Below are 20180 nucleotides of genomic sequence, written 5' to 3' on the forward strand. Positions count from 1 at the left end.
GCCTGTCGGCGGCGTGCCAGATAAGACCCACGCGTCTACCTGTTCAAGTTCAGACGGCAGCTCCAGCCTGGACAACGCGGACTAGTGTGGGACCGGCTTTAGCCGGGAATAGGCCAGCTCAGTCGACATCAATTATGTGGTGTGCCATCTGACGCCTTCCCGGCTAAAGCCGGTCCCACTGACATCAAAAGCCTGTGGGCACGGCAACATCCCATGACCGCCCTACCGTTGACCACTCGTCGGACCGCCTGCATCCTGCGCCGCCTTAAATTGGCGGACATCAGAACGGTCATGTTCAAGGACGACAAAAAAGACCCCTTTGAAGAAAACTCGATTTTTAGAGGGCTTCCCAACGGAGGCGCGTCGTGGGTAGCGTGGAATCCGCCGCCCGAACCCGTGCGGGTACCAACCCCGATGCCAGAACGGTGGCCCGAGCCGAAGGCGCGTACCGACAAGGTATTCGCCAAATCCTGTAACGGGGAATGGTGCAGCACCGACGCCGGTACCACCGTAGAACCCGCCTCCAACTTCGGCGCGGTCATGATGGCGGGCGCCATGCTGCTGCCTTCCGCCTCCGACGCCATTGCCGCCGCACTCGGCGCAGACATGGGACTGGGCCGTATGGCCGGTGGCGGCATCATGCAGCGCAGCCATACCTGGCTGCTTCGCGGAGCAGGCGGCCCGGCGAGTCTGTTCATCGTGGGGATGCTCCCGGCGAAGATGGGCGATGGCACGCTGTACACCGACGACGAATTGCGCAACCTGACTCAGGCGACAACGCGGGTGCGTTTCCAGTTGCGCCGTGATGCAGAAGGCGAGTTGCAGATCTACGGCATCCACTCCAAGGCATCCGGCGACGATTCGGTCCGCACCGTGCTGGCGCGCTGGAATGCCGACAAAAGCGCGATGGAAGCCCACCTCAATGGCGTCACCATTCTCATGACGCCTCGACGGGGTCGATACGGGACGCTGGAGCCCCTGGTCTATCCTGAAAACAGCGATGCCCGTTTAGGCACCATTCTCGTCCACCCGATCCCGGACGGCACCGACAGCCAGCTCGAAGGCCTCCCCGGCGACGACATCACCGCTGAAGACTGCATCCTCGTCTTCCCCGCTGACTCGGGGCTGAGGTCGATGTACGTGGTGTATGCGCGGCCGTTTAATGGGGATCATGGGTATCATCCGCCTCCCGCTGGACTTGAAGCCTTCCCAGATGCAGTGAAAGTTACAGGTAAAACTAAGGTCCAAGGTGGAGGTGGTCTTCGCAAACGCTGGAAAGATGGCAAGGCCCGTATATTGGAATGGGACAGCCAACATGGAGCGGTTGAGATTTACGATAAACAAGGTAAGCACCTGGGTGAGTTCGACGCCGTCACTGGCGAGCAAACCAAACCAGCACAGCCGGGCCGTAAAGTAGAAAAATAGGAGCAACCTCCATGTACTTAGAGATCAATGGTTTTCTGCCGAATAATGATCCGGACGACTCTTTGAAATACGAGCTGGCAGTGGACAGAGCGCTGACTGATCAGATTGTCGGTGTTCTCGGCCACGAAAGTCTTAATGCCATGGCTGCAGCCGAATGGCCTCTCGCGAAACAGCAGGTAGCTGAGCTTTCATCAATTATCGGAAAACCCCTTCCCCCGCATCTGGCATTATTCATAGGCGTCGTCGCGTAAGGGAAAACACTGCTGCTCTGATTGAGTGCTCACTCAAACCCAACAAAACCCCAAATCTCACACAAAAAAATCCCCGAACCAGTCGGGGATTTTTTTATTCAGACGATCAGCTCAAGGGCAGATCAGTCTTCGCGATAGCGACGCAGCTTCAGCTGCTTGCCGGCAACGCGGGTGTCTTTCAGCTTGGCCAGCAGGCGCTCGAGACCGTCTTCCGGCAGCTCGACGAGGCTGAAGCTGTCACGCACCTGGATGCGACCGATTGCTTCGCGAGCCAGACCACCTTCATTGAGGATGGCGCCCAGCAGGTTTTTCGCAGCGATGCCGTCACGGGCACCCAGCGCGGTACGGCAGCGAGCACGGCCTTCGGCCAACGGCACCGGGGCACGACGTTCACGGTCGCCACGATCAGGACGGTCGCCTGCCGGACGCTCAGGACGGTCACCACGTGGCGCGTTGTTCGGCACCAGTGGACGCTCTTTCTCGATCGCACTCAGGGTCAGCGCCTGACCATTGGTGGCCTTGCGCAGCAGGGCAGCGGCCAGAGCACGCGGGGTGCAACCGATGTCGGCAGTCAGGCGGTCCAGCAATTCGCCATGGCTTGCTTCAGCATCAGCGACCAGCGGCGACAGGCTGTTGGTCAGTTTCTTGATGCGGGCATCGAGAACGGCCTGGGAGTCCGGCAGGCGGACTTCGGCGATTTTCTGACCGGTCATGCGCTCGATAACTTGCAGCATGCGACGCTCACGCGGCGTTACCAGCAACAGGGCGCGACCTTCGCGACCGGCACGGCCAGTACGGCCGATACGGTGAACGTAGGCTTCCGGGTCGTACGGCATGTCAACGTTGAACACGTGAGTGATACGCGGAACGTCAAGACCACGGGCAGCAACGTCAGTCGCAACAACGATGTCCAGACGGCCATCCTTGAGGGAGTCGATGACGCGTTCACGCTGGTTCTGAGCGATGTCGCCGTTCAGCGCAGCAGCCTTGTAGCCTTTGGCTTCAAGGGCACTGGCCAGATCCAGAGTGGCCTGCTTGGTGCGCACGAACATGATCAGGGCGTCGAAATCTTCGACTTCCAGCAGGCTCAGCACGGCAGAGGTCTTCTGGTCAGCGTGAACCAGCAGGTGAGCCTGCTCGATCGCGGTAACGGTCTGGGTCTTGCTCTGGATCTTGACGTGTTTCGGGTCTTTCAGGTGACGCTCGGCGATCGCGCGGATCGACTGCGGCAGGGTCGCCGAGAACAGCACGGTCTGACGGGTTTCAGGCATGGCCTTGAAGATGACTTCGAGGTCATCCATGAAGCCCAGCTTGAGCATTTCGTCAGCTTCATCGAGAACCAGATGGTTCACAGTCGCCAGGACTTTTTCGTCACGACGCAGGTGGTCACAAAGACGGCCCGGGGTAGCGACGACGATTTGAGCGCCATTGCGAATGGCTTTCAGCTGCGGGCCCATTGGCGCGCCGCCGTAGACAGCCACAACGGTAACGCCTGGCATCTGCTTGGCGTAGGTTTCGAACGCGGTGGCCACTTGCAGGGCCAGCTCACGAGTCGGCGCGAGGATCAGCGCTTGCGGCTCGCGTTTCGTCGGGTCGATCAGGCTCAGGATGGGCAGAGCGAAGGCGGCGGTTTTACCGGTACCTGTCTGCGCCTGACCGATCATGTCGTGACCGGCGAGAATAATGGGGATCGATTGCTGCTGAATGGCCGAAGGCTCTTCGTAGCCGGTGGCTACTACAGCTGCAACAATTGTCGGGTGAAGGTTAAGAGCGGCGAAGCCGCCGGTTTCCTGGGTCATGGGTCTGCCTCTGAGTGCATCCGCAAAGACCCATGCTTCAAAGCTGCGCGTGCCGTGTAAGACCCTAGAGTCACCCTGGCTGCTTTGTCGGCGGGGATTTGCGAAAACGTATTGATGAATGGATCGTCATGGGTGGTTCGTGACCGAACCGGTTCGAGAAGATGGCTTCGCGAACCTAAACCGTGACGAGGGCCCTATGAAAGGCCGGCGCGCACTATACCGGAAATGCTGAAACAAGTGAGGATTTTTTTCGGGAAACAGCCCCTTGCGGCCAACTGTCACAGGCTTTGCGCAAAGCTGCGTCAGTGTCTACTTTTCAAGTGCCCGGTATCGGTAGCGAGCAGAGCTTAAACGATTCATCTGGACAGTGCGACACCCCCACCCTCCCTTTCTCCTCATCTGCAGGAAACAGCGACATGACCTCTTCGATCAAAGGCCACGTCAGCCGGGAACAGCGCGGCGCCATCATGCTCATCGGCCTGGACCGCATCGCAAAGCGCAACGCCTTCGACATGCACATGCTCAATCAGTTGAGCCTGGCCTACGGGGAGTTCGAGCGTAACGACCAGGCGCGGGTCGCGGTGGTGTTTGCCCACGGCGATCATTTTACCGGCGGGTTCGATCTGGCTGAGGCAGGGCCGGCATTGAGAGACGGCTGGACGCTGCCGGCCGGCGGTTTCGACCCTTGGGGCCTGTCGATCGGACCGCGGGTGAGCAAGCCGGTGATCGTCGCGGCCCAGGGCTGGTGCCTGACGCTGGGCATCGAGCTGATGCTCGCCTCTGACATCAATCTCTGTGCGAGCAATGCCCGCTTCGCCCATCGGGAAGTGCAGCGCGGCATTTTTGCCTGCGCCGGCGCGACTCTGCGGCTGCACCAGATCGCAGGTTGGGGCAATGCCATGCGCTGGCTGCTGACGGGCGATGAGTTCGACGCCCACGAAGCCTGCCGCATGGGCCTGGTACAGGAAGTGATGGCACCCGAGGACCTGTTGCCCTCGGCGCTGCGCCTGGCTCGGCACATTGCCGACCGCGCGCCGTTGGGGATTCGCACCACCCTGGAGTCCGCGCGTCAGGCGGTGCTCGAGGGTGAAAGTGTTGCCGCGAAAGCGTTGCCCGCGCTGGTCCGGCGTGTGCTGGACAGCGAGGACGCCAAAGAAGGCCTGCAGGCGTTGCTGGAAAAACGCACGCCGGTGTTCAAGGATTGCTGATCAGGTGGCGGGCCGCAGCGTCTTGATCAGCGGCAACAGCGAATAGCCCAGTTGCGGCGCGAGGCTCTCGGCGCGCTGGCTGAGGGCGTCAATGTCCAGCGTCTGATCGAGGTCGGCGGGGACGATGAGGATGACATTGCCCTCCTTCACCGGCAGCTCCCAGTAATGACGGTGATACAGCCCGCGCAGGAGCGCCGCGCCCAACGGCTTGCCGTCGTCCGATGCCCACTGATTGATGATCAGCCAGCCGCCGGGGTTGAGCCGCTGCTGGCATTTCTCGAGAAAGCCCCAGGCCAGATGGCCCACCGCAGGGCCGGCGTCGGTGTAGAGATCGACAAAGATCAGATCAGCGTCTTCGGCGGTCGGCAGCAGGTCGAGGGCGTCGCCGATGCGCACGTACAACCGGGGATCGTCCTGCAGGCCCATGAATTCCATGGCCAGACGCGGCACATCGGGGCGCAGTTCGATGGCTTCGACATCGTCAAGGGACAGAAACTTCAGACACGCCTGGGTCAGCGTGCCCGCCCCCAACCCCATGAACAGCGCGCTTTCCGGGGCTGGATGACAGAGCGCACCAATGAACATCGCACGGGTGTAGTCGTATTCGAGCCAAGCCGGATCGGCCGTGAACGTGCAACTCTGCTCGATGGCATCACCGAACTCCAGGAAGCGGTAATCGGCCACTTCAAGTACGCGGATCTTGCCGAATTCGTCGTGAACTTCGGCCAACACGTGCTCTACGCGTTCCTCGGTCATTGCTGTTTTCGTACCCATGGTCAGAGTGGTTCGGGAGCACGCCCGCAAGGATCGGCGTTGCCGCGCCCCGGGCCTCGTGTGCAGACAGACGCAAGCGGCGGCCCGGAAAAGCGCGGATTGTCGGCGAATCGCGCCCCGCAGGTCACGCAAATTCTCGAGGCGAGCTGCTAACATGCCTGTCCGATCGCACTGACTTCGAGTTCAAGATGAGCCAACCCTGGAGCCCCGACAGCTGGCGGAACCTGCCTATCCAGCAGCAACCTCAATACCCGGACGCGGACCACGTTCGCCGTGTCGAGCAGACCCTCGCCAGCTATCCACCGCTGGTGTTTGCCGGGGAAGCGCGAGAGCTGCGCCGGCAGTTTGCCGAGGTGACCGAGGGGCGGGCGTTCCTGCTGCAGGGTGGCGATTGCGCCGAGAGCTTCTTCGAATTCTCGGCCGCGAAAATCCGCGACACCTTCAAGGTGCTGCTGCAGATGGCGATCGTCATGACCTTTGCCGCCGGTTGCCCGGTCGTCAAAGTCGGGCGCATGGCCGGGCAATTCGCCAAACCGCGTTCCTCCAACGACGAGACAATTGACGGCGTGACCCTGCCGGCGTATCGCGGTGACATCGTCAACGGCATCGGCTTCGACGAGAAAAGCCGCGTGCCCGACCCGGATCGTCTGCTTCAGGCGTATCACCAGTCCACCGCGACCCTCAATCTGCTGCGCGCTTTCGCTCAAGGCGGTTTTGCCGACCTGCATCAAGTGCACAAGTGGAATCTGGATTTCATCGCCAACTCGGCGCTGTCGGACAAGTACAGCCAGCTCGCCGATCGCATCGACGAGACCCTGGCGTTCATGCGCGCTTGCGGCATGGACACCTCGCCGCAGTTGCGCGAAACCAGTTTCTTCACCGCCCACGAAGCGCTGCTGCTGAATTTCGAAGAAGCCTTCGTTCGCCGCGATAGCCTGACCAATGACTTTTACGATTGCTCGGCGCACATGCTGTGGATCGGCGACCGCACGCGGCAACTGGACGGCGCCCACGTGGAATTCCTGCGTGGGGTGAAGAACCCGATCGGCGTCAAGGTCGGGCCCAGCATGAACACCGATGACCTGATCCGGCTGATCGACATCCTCAACCCGAACAACGATCCGGGCCGCCTGAACCTGATCGCGCGCATGGGCGCCAACAAGGTTGGCGACCATCTACCGGCGCTGATCCGTGCAGTGGAACGCGAAGGCAAGAAGGTGCTGTGGAGTTCGGACCCGATGCATGGCAACACGATCAAGGCCAGCAGCGGCTACAAGACCCGCGACTTCGCGCAGATCCTGGCGGAAGTGAAGCAGTTCTTTCAGGTGCATCAGGCGGAAGGCACCTACGCCGGCGGCATTCACATCGAGATGACTGGCCAGAACGTCACGGAATGCATCGGCGGCGCACGTCCGATTACCGAAGATGGCTTGTCGGACCGTTACCACACCCATTGTGACCCACGGATGAATGCCGATCAGTCGCTGGAGCTGGCGTTTCTAATTGCCGAGACGTTGAAGCAGGTTCGGCGATAAGGAGACGCGCTAGTGTCGGAACCTTCTTTGCAGCCACGAATTGGCTCGTAGGGCTCCGACACGACGCGCATAAAAAACGCCAGGCGGGCTGGCGTTTTTTCTTCGCGGCAACTTTTAGCTGGCGGCGCGAGAGGCGTCACGCAACGCTTTTACTTTGTCATGGTTAGCCTGTACGCCCTGCAGTTGCTTGTCGATCAACGACTGAACGCTGGCTGGAAGGTTCTTTTCAACAGCCTTCGAGCGCGCTTCTTTGTAAGCCTTCAGCGCGACGTCTTCACCACGCTCAACTTCGTTGAGAATCGCGGTGTCGTCTTTCCCGGTCAGAGTGGATTTCAGACCGACCCAGGCGCGGTGCAGAGTGCCACTGACGCTAGAGGACGTTTCTGGATCGCCGCCCAGTGCGCGAACTTCGGACTGCAACTCGCGCACCGGAGTTGCGATCTCAGCCGAGCGGCTCACAAAGAATTCTTTGATGGTCGGATTTTTGATGTCATCTGCGCTGGCCTGGAAACCTTTCTCGCCATCTTTGCTGGTTTCGATCAGGTCGTTGAGCAGCGAGATCGATTCTTTGTTGATGTCAGTCATTTTCAAGATCCTTATGGGCAGGTTCATACAAAAGCGTTTGCATACCTTGGTGGTTGCAGGGGACGGGCCAACTTTCCCCATGATTATTTATCGTTTCAAATCAACAGGTTGAAGAAAATTAACAGATGAGCAACCCGTGTGTTCTGCATGAACTGTCGTTTAGCCTCCATGCAGAATGCCCGTGCCGGGAGCAGATTGGCGGCTAGAGATGTTCCACGCCGCCCGCGAGGAACGCAGCCCTCAAACGGGCAGCACTTGCCCGCTGGCAATTAATCTGCACTTGGGGCAGGCCCAGCCAATCTGCCAGTTGAAGCAGGTTTCCGGCCAAGGCTTGCATGCCCTCTTCGTCCAGCCCTTTCTCTTCCACGTGCACCGCATGTACCGCCAGGCGCCCGGCTGCCCGTTCAGCACGAAGATCAACCCGCGCAACGATGTGCTCGTTGTACAGAAATGGCAGCACGTAGTAGCCGTAAAGACGCTTGGCCTGGGGCGTGTAGATTTCCAGCCGATAGCGAAAATCGAACAGCCGCTCGGTGCGCCCTCGCTCCCAGATCAGTGAATCAAAAGGCGACAGCAACGCGCTGGCCGTCACCTTGCGTGGCACGACCCGCGCCGCAAGCGTGTACGCCGGCTGCTTCCAGCCCTGCACCTGTACCCTCTGAACCACGCCCTCCTCCACCAGCTCAGCCAACCCGCGTCTGGCGGGTGCCGGGTCCTGCCGGAAATAATCGCGCACGTCCTTTTCGGTACCGACGCCCAGCGCCTTGACTGCATGCAGCAGCAAGCCTCGCTGGGCGTCGGATTCGCCGATATCAGGGTGATTGACGATCGCCGCCGGCAGAACCCGCTCGGGCAAATCGTACAGGCGCTCGAAACCGCGACGACCGGCGACCGTGACCTCACCCGCTGCGAACAACCATTCCAGCGCATGCTTTTCGGCGCTCCAGTCCCACCAGGGTCCGGCGCGATCCTGCCGGGTGCTGATGCTGCCCGCGCCCAACGCGCCCTGATCCCGAACCGTCTGCAACACCCGGGCGATGGTGGTCTGCTGCTCGCGGCCGAACTTTGCCAGTTGCTGATAAATGCCCTCGCCCTGGGCCGCACGCTGCATCCGCCAGCGCATCAGCGGGTACAGCTCTACCGGCAGCAATGACGCCTCATGGCCCCAATACTCAAACAGATTGCGTTGCCGACCCTGGCTCCACGCCGCCTGCTCCAGCAATGTGCGCGGGTAAGGGCCGAGCCGGGAAAACAGCGGCAAGTAGTGCGATCGCACCAGCGCATTGACCGAATCAATCTGCAGCACGCCGAGTCGCTGGATCAACTGCGTGACATGCGCGGCCTTGATCGTCGCAGGCGGCTGGCGGCTGTTAAAGCCTTGGGCGGCCAGCGCCAGCCGGCGCGCGTGCTTGAGGGAAAGTGGCGGGTGACTCGGCGGTTTGGCGGGCATTGCAACCTCCATGGCGGTGCCCAACGCTAACCGATCACCCGCTGTTCTGTCAGCGCTTCATCGGGTCATCCCAGAAGGGACGCTCCACTTCTTCGTAGACATCCGCCCGACTCAGGCCCATGTCTTTCAGCGCGTCATCGCTGAGGGTGGCCAGTTCGACACGCTGGTGATGCAGCTTGCGCCAGCGAGCAACCTGCGCCACGGCCGATTTCCACCAGCGTTCCGGCGCGGATTCCTGCGACAGAGATTTTGCGACCAATACGTAACCTTTTTGACCTTTCATCGTCCTGCCCTCCAGTGGGGATGGGCAGATTCTCTCGCCGCGCCTAAGATCAATCCAACGAATGTTTCTTATGCACTGCATCTGGGAGATTGATGCATGACCACCTACCCGAGTATCGACAGCGAGCTGCTGCGCACCTTTGTCGCAATCGCCGATGAGGGCGGTTACACCAAGGCCGGCGAGGTGGTGAATCGCACGCAGTCCGCCGTCAGCATGCAGATGAAACGGCTGGAGGAAGACGTGGTGCGGCGCCCGTTGTTTTTGAAAGACGGCCGCACCATCAGCTTCACCGCGGAAGGCCAAGTGCTGCTGGGCTACGCGCGGCGGATCCTGAAACTGCACAGCGAGGTGTTCAACACCCTGCGCGAGCCGCACATGGTCGGCACGGTGAAGATCGGTACGCCGGATGATTACGTGATGCGCTTTCTGCCGGGGATTCTGCAGCGCTTTGCCCAGGCCTACCCGCTGGTACAGGTGGAAGTGCATTGCGAGTCTTCGTCGCAGTTGCTGCAACGCCAGGACCTGGATTTAAGCATCGTCACCCGCGAGCCGGGCAAGGAAATCGGCCAGATCCTGCGCCAAGAGCGGTTTGTCTGGGCGGTCGGCGCAGGCTTTTGCCCACAGGAGCAAACGCCGATGCCGCTGGCGATGTTCAACACCGACTGCTTTTGCCGGCAGTGGGCAATCAACGCGCTGCAGGCGTCCGGCCGCGAATTCCGCGTTGCCTACACCAGCGCGAGCCTGTCAGCGATCATGGCCGTGGTCAGCGCAGGACTGGCGGTGACGGCGCAACTGCAAAGCCTGATCACCTCGGACCTGGAAGTATTGGGGGAACAGCATGGGCTGCCGCAGTTGCCGTCGGCGAGCATCGTGCTGCTGCGCAATCCCAACAACCCGTCGCCGATCACCGAGTGCCTGGCCGATCACATTGCGGAGGGGTTCAGGCTGTAACGCATTCACGACATCAGGCATCAGAGCTTGGAGCACAGCATGATCGCGCAAATCACCAGAAAGCCGCAGAACAGCGATCGCAATACACGCTCCGGCAAACTGTGCGCCAAGGCGACGCCCCAACTGATGCTGGCCAGCCCGCCAATCGCAAGGGGAATGCCCATCAGCCAGTCGACATGGCCGTGCAGGGCGTAGGTCGCCAGCGTGATCGTGGTGCTCGGCGCCGCCAGGGCCAACGCCAGGCCCTGGGCCGCCACCTGCGTCGCACCGAACAAGCCGGTCAAAATGGGCGTCGCGATTACCCCGCCGCCGACGCCGAACAGCCCGGCAGTCACGCCCGAGCCGAGGCCCAGCAGCCACAACCAACGGATGTGCCGCAACTCGGCGCCTACGGTCCCGTTGCGCCAGACCATCTGGATCAGGTTAAACAGCGTCAGCACCACAAGAAAGCCGACAAAGCCCAGGCGCATGATTTGAGGGTCAACGCGCACGGCCCACAGCGAGGTCAGCCAGGACATCGTGAAACTGGGCACGATGAGCATCAGCGCATGACGCACCGACACCCGATTGCGCTGGTTGTAACGCCACAGCGCCAGCAGCACATTGGGTAGCACCATCAATAACGCCGTGCCCTGGGCCAGTTGCTGATCAAGCCCGAACAACACCCCCAGCGCCGGAATGGCCACCAGCCCGCCGCCAATGCCGAACAGTCCGCCCAGTGTGCCCATGGCGGCGCCCAGCAGCAGGTACATCAATACATCGACAATCACGGCCGATCCTCTGATTCGATTTCTGCGCGCATGCTACGCAGTCAGTGCCGTTGAGGAAATCCGCTGAGACGATATCAGGATGTGGAAACGATCCGCGGCTGAGGCGGCCGATAGAAAACCCCACGCCCGGCCATTACCGAAATTATCTGGTGCATTAAACAGCAGGGCACTAAATTACCGAGCATTACTGACTGAGAGGGACACCCCATGAACGCCAACGAGCCCAACCCCAAGGCTGGCGCTGGCAGTTGCGACGAGCTGCTGCTGGATAACCAGCTGTGCTTCGCCCTGTACTCGACGTCGCTGATGATGACCAAGGTCTACAAGCCACTGCTCCAGGCACTGAACCTGACCTACCCGCAGTACCTGGCGATGCTGGTGCTGTGGGAGCGCGACGGCCTGACCGTCGGAGAAGTCAGCACCCGCTTGCTCACCGATCCCGGCTCGCTGACGCCGCTGCTCAAACGCCTGGAAGCCGAAGGCCTGATCCGCCGGACCCGTAGCAAGGAAGATGAACGGGTCGTGCTGCTGACCTTGACCGAGCAAGGCAAGGCGCTGCACAAAAAGGCCCAGAGCGTGCCGCAATGCATTCTGGCCGCCAGCGGCATCAACCTTGAACAGCTCAAGGCCCTGCAGAAAGACCTGCTTGCCCTGCGTGGAAATCTGCAGGAAAGCATCTGATCGGCTGTCGTAATCGACAATTCTCAAAAACCTCAAAATTAAACGTGCACACTAAGCAGTAGCGCAGTACTGCACATCAGTCTGCTGGCTTTGAACAAGCCGAAGCCCAGGCGCCGGTCGATGCAGCCCGCCAAGTGTGCCCTTACTCCAATGCCACACGCGGCAACGTCGATGTCCGTCTGCACATGACTGTCTGACACTCGCTCACACGCACAGTGAAGCCCCTGAACTCGCAAGAGTCAGGGGCTTTTTGCTGAGTACGAATAGACACTTTCTGCAAGAAATGGACGACGCGCTTTTCATTTCTGTCCTACGTCATCGCAGGCAAGGCGCTTCGCTTTCCGGCTTTGATCCTGATCATCATTTCTGCCCGACCCGCTCAATCACCCCGCATGGATTGGGACGGCTCTCTCAGAATGATCACGACTCAGGACCTGGGCATGACTACCTCACTCGCTCCGATGTACACCAATGAAGTGACAGGCGACTTTCTTCAGTCGCTCGACACGCCCACCTTCACTTCTGAACAAATGGCTGAATTTCACGAAGACGCTGTAGCGGTTATTCGCAGAAACGAAGCCTATTGCCTGGCCCATCCGCCCATCGGCATCTACCGGCTTGCCACTGAAGGCAGCCAGACGCGCAACGGCGGCATTGTTCAAAAAACGCAGTCGACTATCACGTGCATCCTGGAGAACGGCGAGCAAGTGCGCTTAGCGCATAAGGGAGACTGCGTTCTTTATCCGGATGGTTCCACCGCCCAAATCATCACAGGCGCAGGCCACAGCAATGGTCACGTCGCGTTGGTGGGGAGCCGCTTGTGCAACGGCGACGAGATCATCAACACGCCACAGCCCCACAGACCGTTCGTAGCCCGCCAGGGCGTCCCTTTGGCTGCCGACTTCCTGCCTGCCGTTGGCAGCGCTAACGCCGAATAACACCCCACTTGGTTCCATTGCGCGACCTGCCCATCAGGCTTTCGCGTGGATTCCCCACATCTCCACTCTTTCGCATGGACGCGACACCTGAACAGGGACCGAGCATTGATGGCTACCGGTTATTACATCCGACTGAACGACAAGACCCGCTGTGGCGGATTCGTCATGCAAGCAACCTCCCACATGGTGTTGCACGGCATTGAACAGTCGCGAGAGGGCGACGCGGTGAGGTGCGGTGTCGACGGTAAAACGTATCGGATCGAAGGCGGAATTTCCCACATGACCAGTGACGGCATTCGCCTGGCCGGCACCCTGGACAGTGTCAGCGGTTGCCCCTGTAAAGCCCGGTTGGAGGCATCGCTGTTCTATGCCGCCTACGAGAACGAGGAAATTCCGGCGGCAGTAGCCGGCAGGCCTTTTTCCGCCGCTGGTTACGTGCAAGGTGCTGCCGTTGCAGCTACGCCGACGCCTCTCAACCCACGCCGTCCTGCCGACGCGCAGAGAGAGCAGGACATCGAAGAAGAGGAAGAAGAAGTCGAGCAGGAGCAACTGATCACTTTGCGCCTCGGCGTGTTCTTTGATGGCACCGGTAACAACCAGGCCAACAGCGAAACGGTTGCAGGTTGCATGGCGCGGGATGTCGGGCTGGAAAATGAAGCCGAAGACATTCAGAAGTTCTGTGCCGAGTTTGGCTATGGGATTGACGGGAGTGCGCCAGACAACAGCTTTGGGAATGACACCTCCAATGTGGCGCGGCTTTATGATTTGTACATGGACCATTCCGACGTCTCGATCAAGGCGGATGCTGAAGAAGCGGCGCTAAAGGTTTATCTGGAAGGTATTGGGACTGTCAGCGGTGGTGAGGATGATCTTTGGGGACAAGCAACTGGGAGAGGGGAAAACGGGGTCGTTGCGCGAGTTGAACAGAGTTCGGCATTGATATTACGTCGCCTAAGAGTATTTAAAGATAACCATCCTGAGATAACGATTAAGCAACTTGAAATCGATGTATTTGGGTTCAGCCGTGGAGCCGCTGCAGCTCGTCATTTCGCCAATGACATGCGGAAAGGCGTCGAGAGCTTGCTTGCAAAAGCATTGCCTCCCAGTGCCTCAGTATTCGTTGAAGGGTTCGGTTGGCGTGTCCAGCATGATGTACATCTGAACTTCATCGGCCTCTTCGATACCGTGCCCGCCATTGTCACGCCGTTAATGCTGGATTTCAGTCCCGGCAATGATCGCAACGGGGGACTCAACCTGGGGCTCCCAACGGGTGCCGCCCGCAAAGTAGTGCAGTTGGTAGCGCGGGATGAGCATCGATTGAATTTCGCCCTGATCCGCACCGAGAACGATATCGCTCTGCCCGGCTCGCACTCGGACATTGGTGGCGGCTACCGCCCTCGTATGCGTGAAAGGCTGCTGGTCGCGAAACCGGCAAGTAGCCAGGAACGAAAGACCACGCCTAACGAACAGTCGCTTGCGTTTTCACAATCCGTTCAAAGCGTCGGTCCTTTGGTCAAACGCTTGGTCGATCAGGGTCTTGAGGTGGATATACATTGCCGGTCCGAAGACGAAGAGCGCACGCAGGAAAATCAAATCCCCCTTCACAAGCAGGTTTACGTTATGACCACACTTGATCGTGAGGTGGAGGGAGATTTGTCGAAGATTTATCTGCGGGTGATGCGGGAGCTGGCAGTACAGCACGGCGCCCCGCTCGATGTTATCAACGAGCACGACCAGCGCCTGTCCTTGCCGACTGATCTCGCCACCATTTCAGCGAAGATTCTGGGTTATGCAACAGGCAGGAGAACAACGCTTGATCTAACCGCCGCTGAAGAGGACTTGTTGTTACTACGCTACATCCACCTTTCAGCCAGCTGGAACGCGGTGAAAGACAGGAATCGAACGAGCATCGGACCAATGTTTATCAACCGGCCAACCGATGACTACCAGCGGATCGTTCATGACAATCGGTAAGTTCAAAGCGCAGCTTGGATGCGTTTTGGGTCTGATCTTCAGCGGGTGCAGCACAATTAATGACGACGTAGAACTTCCTTACGACTCTTGGCGATTGGGCTTCTTTGCTCCCAACTATATGGAGGTCTGGATCGAAACCGCTGACGCTGTGGATATCAACGACAGATGGTTCAAGCGGGCAATGAGTGGCGTAGCAGCCGTGCAGACTCCTCCTAATTTAACGGGCAGTCCGAAGGGCTGGCCAAAACATCCGGGAGCAGGCGCTGGAAGACAAGTCTTGGGTGCTAATCTTCCTCGCTTTATATACGTGCGTTGGCAATCTCTGGCCGAACCGAAGACCTATCAAGCCTACATAGAAATACCTGAGCGCATTCGCAAAGCCATGCTGAAAGGTGAGCGCGCATATTGCAGGGCAGATAACAAATGGATCAACGATTATAGAGACCTGATTACGGTGGGCTTGGCTCCGGGAGGCGTGACTAAGACCTGGATTCAGGGAGGCTGTCTAAATGCAATTGAAGTCAGCCGCGTGCAAGGTCGAATAGTCGAGAAAGGTCCTCATGAAGGCCATTCAAAAGGCCTTTACTACCGCCCTCCCAATGAGGCATCGCAGGCCTACATCGACAAGTTCGGCATCCCTTATGACTCTTGGTGAAGGCCGATCAAAAAACATCAACGTCCTGCTCGGATGCGTTTTGAGCCTGATTCTGAGCGGATGCAGCAGCGCTAATGACTATGGCGTAGAGCTGCCTTACGACGCATGGCGACTGGGCTTCTTTGCTCCCAACTACATGGAAGTCTGGATTGAGACAGCAAACGTCGTCGATGTGAAAGGCCGATTATTTAGGCGTGCAATGAGCGGCGTGGCGGCGGTTCAGACTCCCCCTAACCTCAAGGGAACCCCGAGAGGGTGGCCTAAACGTCCAGGGGACGGAGCAGGCAAGCACGTCTGGCGAGCAGAGGTTCCTAGACTGATCTACGTACGTTGGCAGTCTTTGGCCGAACCACAGACCTACGAGGCCTACATTGAAATTCCTGAATCAACTCGTCATGCAATGTTGGAGGTCAAAGAAAAAACGTACTGCAGAGGAACCAAAGACTGGATCACCGACCACCGTGAGCTGCTGGTAATCGGGCTCGCTCCGGGCGGCATTGCTAAAACCTGGATAAGAGGCGCTTGCCTGGACCCGATTGAAGTAAGCCGCGTACAAGGTCGGATAGTCGAGAAAGGCCCTCATGAAGGCCATTCAAACGGCCTTTACTATCGTCCTCCCAATGCGGCATCGCAGGCCTACATCGACACCTTCGGCATCCCTTACGACTCTTGGTGAAGTCCGATCAAAAAACATCAACGTCCTGTTCGTATGCGTATCGAACCTGATTCTGAGCGGATGCAGCAGCGATAGCGACTACGGGGTAGAGCTACCGTATGACGCGTGGCGACCAGGCTCGCTGACGCCGCTGCTCAAACGGCTGGAAGCTGAAGGCCTGATCCGCCGCACCCGCAAAGGAAGATGGACGTGTCGTGCTGCTGACCCTGACCGAGCAAGGCAAGGCCCTGCACACCAAGGCGCAGAGCGTTCCGCAATGCATTCTGGCCGCCAGCGGCATCAACCTTGAGCAGCTCAAGTCAATGCAGAAAGACCTGCTTGCCCTGCGTGGAAATCTGCTCGAGAGCCTCTGATCAGCCCCCCAAAATCGACTCTTTTGAAAAATCCCGAAAATTTATCTTGCGCACTAAACATTAGCGCAGTACATTCCATCTCACTTGCTTAGCGCACAAGACTTTAGCGCCAAGCAGACCCTGGTTCAGTTATCAACATTCAACCCATCAGCACGTGAGGAATTACCATGCAAGCTCTCTACACTGCAGTCGCAACCGCAACCGGTGGCCGTGATGGCCGCGCTGTTTCCGACAACAAAATTCTCGACGTCAAACTGGCCACCCCAAAAGAACTGGGCGGCGCTGGCGGCGAAGCCACCAACCCAGAGCAACTGTTTGCTGCCGGCTACTCGGCCTGCTTCATCGGCGCACTGAAATTCGTCGCTGGCCAGAGCAAGAAAACCATCCCGGCTGACGCGTCGATCACTGCCCACGTCGGCATTGGCCAGATCCCTGGCGGTTTCGGTCTGGACATCGACCTGCACATCAGCCTGCCGGGCCTTGAACAAGCCGAAGCTCAGGCGCTGGTCGATGCGGCCCACCAGGTCTGCCCTTACTCCAACGCCACACGCGGCAACGTCGATGTCCGTCTGCACGTGACTGTGTAAAGGCTCGCCACAAGACCTCGTCCCCAACCCTCGTTTGACCGGGAGAAGAACATGAACACGTTTGGCAAGATTGTGGCTGGCTCGCTCCTCGCACTGTCCATCGGCAACGCTTTCGCGGCGACCGATACGGGCGTCGAGCACAACACGCAGGCGTTTCTGGACGCGCTGAATTCCGGAAGCGGCAAGCCGATCGAACAGCTTTCGCCCAAGGATGCCCGTGCGGTGCTGACCGGCGCCCAGGCCGGGGTCAAGCTGACCCTGCCCAAGGCCGATGTTAGCCAGAAGACCATTTCGGTGGACGGCCAGAACATCAGCCTGACGATCGTTCGTCCGGCCGGCGTCAAAGGCACCTTGCCGGTGTTCATGTACTTCCACGGCGGCGGCTGGGTGCTCGGCGATTACCCGACCCACGAACGTCTGGTGCGGGATCTGGTAGAGGGTTCGGGCGCAGTGGCGGTGTTCGTCAACTACACGCCTTCCCCTGAAGCGCACTACCCGACGGCGATCAACCAGGCCTATGCGGCGACCAAATGGGTCGCCGAGCATGGCAAGGAAATCAACGTCGACGGCAAGCGTCTGGCGGTGGCGGGCAACAGCGTCGGCGGCAACATGGCGGCGGTCGTCAGCCTGATGGCCAAAGACAAAGGTACCCCGGCCATCCGTTACCAGGTGCTGTTGTGGCCGGTGACCGATGCCAACTTCGATACCGGTTCGTACGATCAGTTTGCCGAGGGTCACTTCCTCACCCGCAACATGATGAAGTGGTTCTGGGACAACTACACCACCGACCCGAAACAGCGCGCGGAGATCTATGCCTCACCGCTGCGGGCCACGACCGATCAGTTGAAAGGTCTGCCGCCTGCCCTCGTGCAAACGGCAGGTGCCGACGTGCTGCGCGACGAAGGTGAAGCCTATGCTCGCAAGCTCGACCAGGCCGGTGTGCCGGTCACGGCGGTTCGCTACAACGGCATGATCCACGATTACGGGCTGTTGAACGTGGTCAGCCAAGTGCCGGAAGTGCGCTCGGCGATGCTGCAGGCTTCGCAAGAGCTGAAAGTACATTTGAAGTAAAGGCAGTATAAAAAAACGGGTCGATCAGCAATGGTCGACCCGTTTGCATTGCTGGATTCCGTCGTTCATAACCCGCACTGTTGCGCAGCACACGCAGTCCCTGTGGGAGTGAGCTTGCTCACGTAGACATATTTCCAGCCGCTGAAGATTTGGCGGATGTACCGGTCTATTCGCGAGCAAGCTCGCTCCCACAGCGCTTTGTCGACAGCTGCATCTGCGGCGGCGACACCTACTCCTACAGGGTCAGCGTGTGTTGGAACTTCCCGTTCACGCACCCACAAAAAAGCCCGACTCAATGGTCGGGCTTTTTCGTGTCCGGCATTACATCTCCGGCATTACAAGAGCAGTGCTTATTTAGCACGGCCTTTGTAAGAACCGCCGTCGCGGGTGTCGATTTCGATCTTGTCACCGATTTCGATGAAGTCAGCCACCTGCAGCTCGGTGCCGTTGGCCAGCTTGGCCGGCTTCATGACTTTGCCCGACGTGTCGCCACGAGCCGAACCTTCGGTGTAGTCAACGGTGCGCACGATGGTGGTCGGCAGCTCTACGGAAACCAGACGCTCTTCAAAGAAGATCGCTTCGCAGACGTCGGTCATGCCTTCTTCAACGAACGGCAGAACGGCTTCGATGTCTTCGGCGTTCAGCTCGTACATGGTGTAGTCAGTGGTGTCCATGAACGTGTAAGTGTCGCCGCTGATGAAAGACAGCGTGGCTTCTTTACGGTCCAGGATCACGTCGTCCAGCTTGTCATCTGCGCTGTAGACGATTTCAGTCTTGTAGCCGGTCAGCAGGTTTTTCAGCTTGGTCTTCATGATCGCGCTGTTACGGCCCGACTTGGTGAATTCAGCTTTCTGAACCAGCCAAGGATCGTTTTCCAGCTTGATCACGGTACCGGGTTTAAGCTCTTTACCAGTTTTCATTACGAGTATCCGAATTTGGATGAAAGATCTTTCTAAGCCCTGTACGAAAAGCCACTTTTCGTACAGGGCTTAATACAAGGCCGCGTATCATATCCAACTTTGGTAAAACCTTACCAGCGCAGTCGTCAGATCGTCCTGCAAGGCCTGTTCCAGACACCAGCGCTCGGCATGGGCGGCCAGTTCGTCGGTGTGTTGTTCCAGCGCATGCCAGCCCTGGGTCATGTCTTTTCCTGCATTCCACTGGCGCCAGACCTCGGTCAGCGCCTGCTGCGCCTCCTCCGACAATCCCACCCGGTACAAGTCCAGAAAGGCATCGAGCTTGGCCCAGTGGGCGTCGTCATCCTGCTCGTAGATGTGCCAGATCAGCGGCCGCCCCGCCCATTGCGCGCGGACGAATGAATCTTCCCCGCGCACGACGTTGAATTCGCAACACCACAACAGCTGGTCGTAGTCTTCCTGGCGCACGAACGGCAGCACCTGAATGGTCAGGGCGTTGCGCACTTGCACGGCGCCCGCCTTCAGTTCATCCACGCCCAACCAACGCTGAACGTCACCCAGAATGCGGCCTTCAGGCACCAGCAAATGGGTCGTGCGATCAGCCTGGGCCAGGCAATCCAGCCAGGTGCCGAGGCCGGCGTGCTCGTAGGCGAACAGGGACATCAGCCGCGCATCGGCATGGGGCACGATGTGCAGGCGCTGGAGGAAGGATTGGCGTGCGGCGAAATCCGCCTGAAACGCCTGACGCTTTTGAATCAGGCCCGCCTCACGCAGCAAACCGCCGGTCTTGCCGGTGAAGCCGGGGAAGAAGAAGTACTTGCGCAGGCCCGAGGACTGGATCGACGGCAGGCCGTGGCAACCTGACACCCAGTCCTCGGCGCTGAGGTATTCGAGGTTGAACCACAGCGGCCGCTTCTCTGCCCCGTGCATGGCCTCAATGTAATCCGGTGGCAGGCGACAGGCGAAGGCTTCGACCACCACGTCCGGCAGCTCGACCCCTTGCCACACCTTGGGGCATTCCTTCGGCCAGTGACAGACGGTCACGCCATCGCGCATCTGCTCTTCCGCCAGCGGATCGGCACCCGGGCACAGCCGTGCGAAGGCATTCAGGTCGTCGATCCAGAGGCGAACCTGCAGGTCGTGTTCGGCGACCAGTTGTCGGGCCAGGCGAAAGGTCACGCCGACGTCGCCGAAATTATCGACAACGCTGCAGAAAATATCCCAAGAGGCTTTCATCCGGGCTCCCTGAGGATGTTCAAAAAAACCGATTGTCCTTCATTGCGGCGCAGAATCACCA

20 protein-coding genes and 2 pseudogenes are annotated in these 20180 nt (G+C 59.2%); 14 read left to right on the forward strand and 8 right to left on the reverse strand.

The window, feature by feature from the left end:
* Positions 1-291: 291 nt before the first annotated feature.
* Positions 292-1425, forward strand: a complete 1134-nt coding sequence (locus FX982_RS00390) for a colicin E3/pyocin S6 family cytotoxin (RefSeq protein ID WP_172609216.1) — start codon at positions 292-294, stop codon at positions 1423-1425.
* A gap of 11 nt (positions 1426-1436) precedes the next feature.
* Complete coding sequence (locus FX982_RS00395; protein WP_172609217.1) at positions 1437-1676, forward strand: pyocin S6 family toxin immunity protein; 240 nt, start codon at positions 1437-1439, stop codon at positions 1674-1676.
* A gap of 122 nt (positions 1677-1798) precedes the next feature.
* On the opposite strand, the gene FX982_RS00400 is transcribed toward FX982_RS00395, so the two are convergent.
* Positions 1799-3475 carry a DEAD/DEAH box helicase gene (locus FX982_RS00400; RefSeq protein ID WP_122623792.1) on the reverse strand — a complete coding sequence of 559 codons (1677 nt, stop codon included), beginning with the start codon at positions 3473-3475 and terminating at the stop codon, positions 1799-1801.
* Between the two features lie 416 nt (positions 3476-3891).
* Between FX982_RS00400 and FX982_RS00405 the strand changes: the two genes are divergently transcribed.
* Positions 3892-4683: a crotonase/enoyl-CoA hydratase family protein gene (locus FX982_RS00405; protein WP_172609218.1), complete on the forward strand. Its 792-nt coding sequence runs from the start codon at positions 3892-3894 to the stop codon at positions 4681-4683.
* Here FX982_RS00405 and FX982_RS00410 read toward each other — a convergent pair whose 3' ends face one another.
* The gene (locus FX982_RS00410) at positions 4684-5439 is read right to left on the reverse strand and encodes a spermidine synthase (RefSeq protein WP_172609219.1); all 756 of its coding nucleotides are present in this window, start codon (positions 5437-5439) and stop codon (positions 4684-4686) included.
* Positions 5440-5645: 206 nt separating this feature from the next.
* On the opposite strand from FX982_RS00410, the gene FX982_RS00415 reads away from it, so the two are divergent.
* Positions 5646-6992, forward strand: coding sequence for a class II 3-deoxy-7-phosphoheptulonate synthase (locus FX982_RS00415; RefSeq protein WP_172609220.1), 1347 nt, complete (start codon positions 5646-5648; stop codon positions 6990-6992).
* Positions 6993-7106: 114 nt separating this feature from the next.
* On the opposite strand, the gene FX982_RS00420 is transcribed toward FX982_RS00415, so the two are convergent.
* The 3 genes from FX982_RS00420 to FX982_RS00430 form a co-directional block, all read right to left on the reverse strand.
* Entirely contained in the window at positions 7107-7577 is a 471-nt protein-coding gene (locus FX982_RS00420; RefSeq protein ID WP_172609221.1) for a PA2169 family four-helix-bundle protein, read from the reverse strand.
* A gap of 202 nt (positions 7578-7779) precedes the next feature.
* Positions 7780-9027, reverse strand: a complete 1248-nt coding sequence (locus tag FX982_RS00425) for a winged helix-turn-helix domain-containing protein (RefSeq protein ID WP_172609222.1) — start codon at positions 9025-9027, stop codon at positions 7780-7782.
* 49 nt (positions 9028-9076) lie between these two features.
* Entirely contained in the window at positions 9077-9310 is a 234-nt protein-coding gene (locus FX982_RS00430) for a DUF1127 domain-containing protein (protein ID WP_254074865.1), read from the reverse strand.
* 96 nt (positions 9311-9406) lie between these two features.
* Between FX982_RS00430 and FX982_RS00435 the strand changes: the two genes are divergently transcribed.
* On the forward strand, positions 9407-10261 hold the full coding sequence (locus tag FX982_RS00435) for a LysR substrate-binding domain-containing protein (protein WP_065993052.1): 855 nt from the start codon (positions 9407-9409) through the stop codon (positions 10259-10261).
* Between the two features lie 20 nt (positions 10262-10281).
* Here FX982_RS00435 and FX982_RS00440 read toward each other — a convergent pair whose 3' ends face one another.
* The gene (locus FX982_RS00440) at positions 10282-11013 is read right to left on the reverse strand and encodes a sulfite exporter TauE/SafE family protein (protein WP_438826351.1); all 732 of its coding nucleotides are present in this window, start codon (positions 11011-11013) and stop codon (positions 10282-10284) included.
* Positions 11014-11238: 225 nt separating this feature from the next.
* On the opposite strand from FX982_RS00440, the gene FX982_RS00445 reads away from it, so the two are divergent.
* The 9 genes and pseudogenes from FX982_RS00445 (at position 11239) to FX982_RS00485 (ending at position 17966) form a co-directional block, all read left to right on the forward strand.
* Complete coding sequence (locus FX982_RS00445; protein ID WP_172609224.1) at positions 11239-11712, forward strand: MarR family winged helix-turn-helix transcriptional regulator; 474 nt, start codon at positions 11239-11241, stop codon at positions 11710-11712.
* A gap of 86 nt (positions 11713-11798) precedes the next feature.
* A pseudogene (locus FX982_RS00450) lies at positions 11799-11909 on the forward strand (organic hydroperoxide resistance protein); the annotation flags it as partial.
* A 243-nt stretch (positions 11910-12152) separates the two neighbouring features.
* Entirely contained in the window at positions 12153-12650 is a 498-nt protein-coding gene (locus FX982_RS00455; protein WP_172609225.1) for a hypothetical protein, read from the forward strand.
* Between the two features lie 108 nt (positions 12651-12758).
* Positions 12759-14624: a DUF2235 domain-containing protein gene (locus FX982_RS00460; protein ID WP_172609226.1), complete on the forward strand. Its 1866-nt coding sequence runs from the start codon at positions 12759-12761 to the stop codon at positions 14622-14624.
* Positions 14611-15279, forward strand: coding sequence for a DUF2931 family protein (locus FX982_RS00465; protein ID WP_172609227.1), 669 nt, complete (start codon positions 14611-14613; stop codon positions 15277-15279). Before FX982_RS00460 ends, FX982_RS00465 begins: the two co-directional genes overlap by 14 nt.
* Positions 15266-15955, forward strand: coding sequence for a DUF2931 family protein (locus tag FX982_RS00470; protein ID WP_172609228.1), 690 nt, complete (start codon positions 15266-15268; stop codon positions 15953-15955). The genes FX982_RS00465 and FX982_RS00470 overlap by 14 nt, the downstream gene beginning before the upstream one ends.
* Before the next feature lie 112 nt (positions 15956-16067).
* Positions 16068-16308 (forward strand): annotated as a pseudogene (locus tag FX982_RS00475) (MarR family winged helix-turn-helix transcriptional regulator); the annotation flags it as partial.
* 167 nt (positions 16309-16475) lie between these two features.
* Positions 16476-16895 (forward strand): organic hydroperoxide resistance protein, encoded by a 420-nt coding sequence (locus tag FX982_RS00480; protein WP_065993050.1) that lies wholly within the window; start codon positions 16476-16478, stop codon positions 16893-16895.
* A 51-nt stretch (positions 16896-16946) separates the two neighbouring features.
* A complete protein-coding gene (locus tag FX982_RS00485) occupies positions 16947-17966 on the forward strand; it encodes an alpha/beta hydrolase (RefSeq protein WP_172609230.1) in 1020 nt (339 codons plus the stop codon).
* A 350-nt stretch (positions 17967-18316) separates the two neighbouring features.
* Here the strand turns inward: FX982_RS00485 and FX982_RS00490 are convergent, their stop codons facing one another.
* Positions 18317-18886 carry an elongation factor P gene (locus FX982_RS00490; RefSeq protein WP_172609231.1) on the reverse strand — a complete coding sequence of 190 codons (570 nt, stop codon included), beginning with the start codon at positions 18884-18886 and terminating at the stop codon, positions 18317-18319.
* Between the two features lie 87 nt (positions 18887-18973).
* Complete coding sequence (gene earP / locus FX982_RS00495) at positions 18974-20119, reverse strand: elongation factor P maturation arginine rhamnosyltransferase EarP (RefSeq protein ID WP_172609232.1); 1146 nt, start codon at positions 20117-20119, stop codon at positions 18974-18976.
* Positions 20120-20180: the final 61 nt, after the last annotated feature.

The sequence above is a fragment of the Pseudomonas graminis genome, assembly GCF_013201545.1.
Classification (GTDB): domain Bacteria; phylum Pseudomonadota; class Gammaproteobacteria; order Pseudomonadales; family Pseudomonadaceae; genus Aquipseudomonas.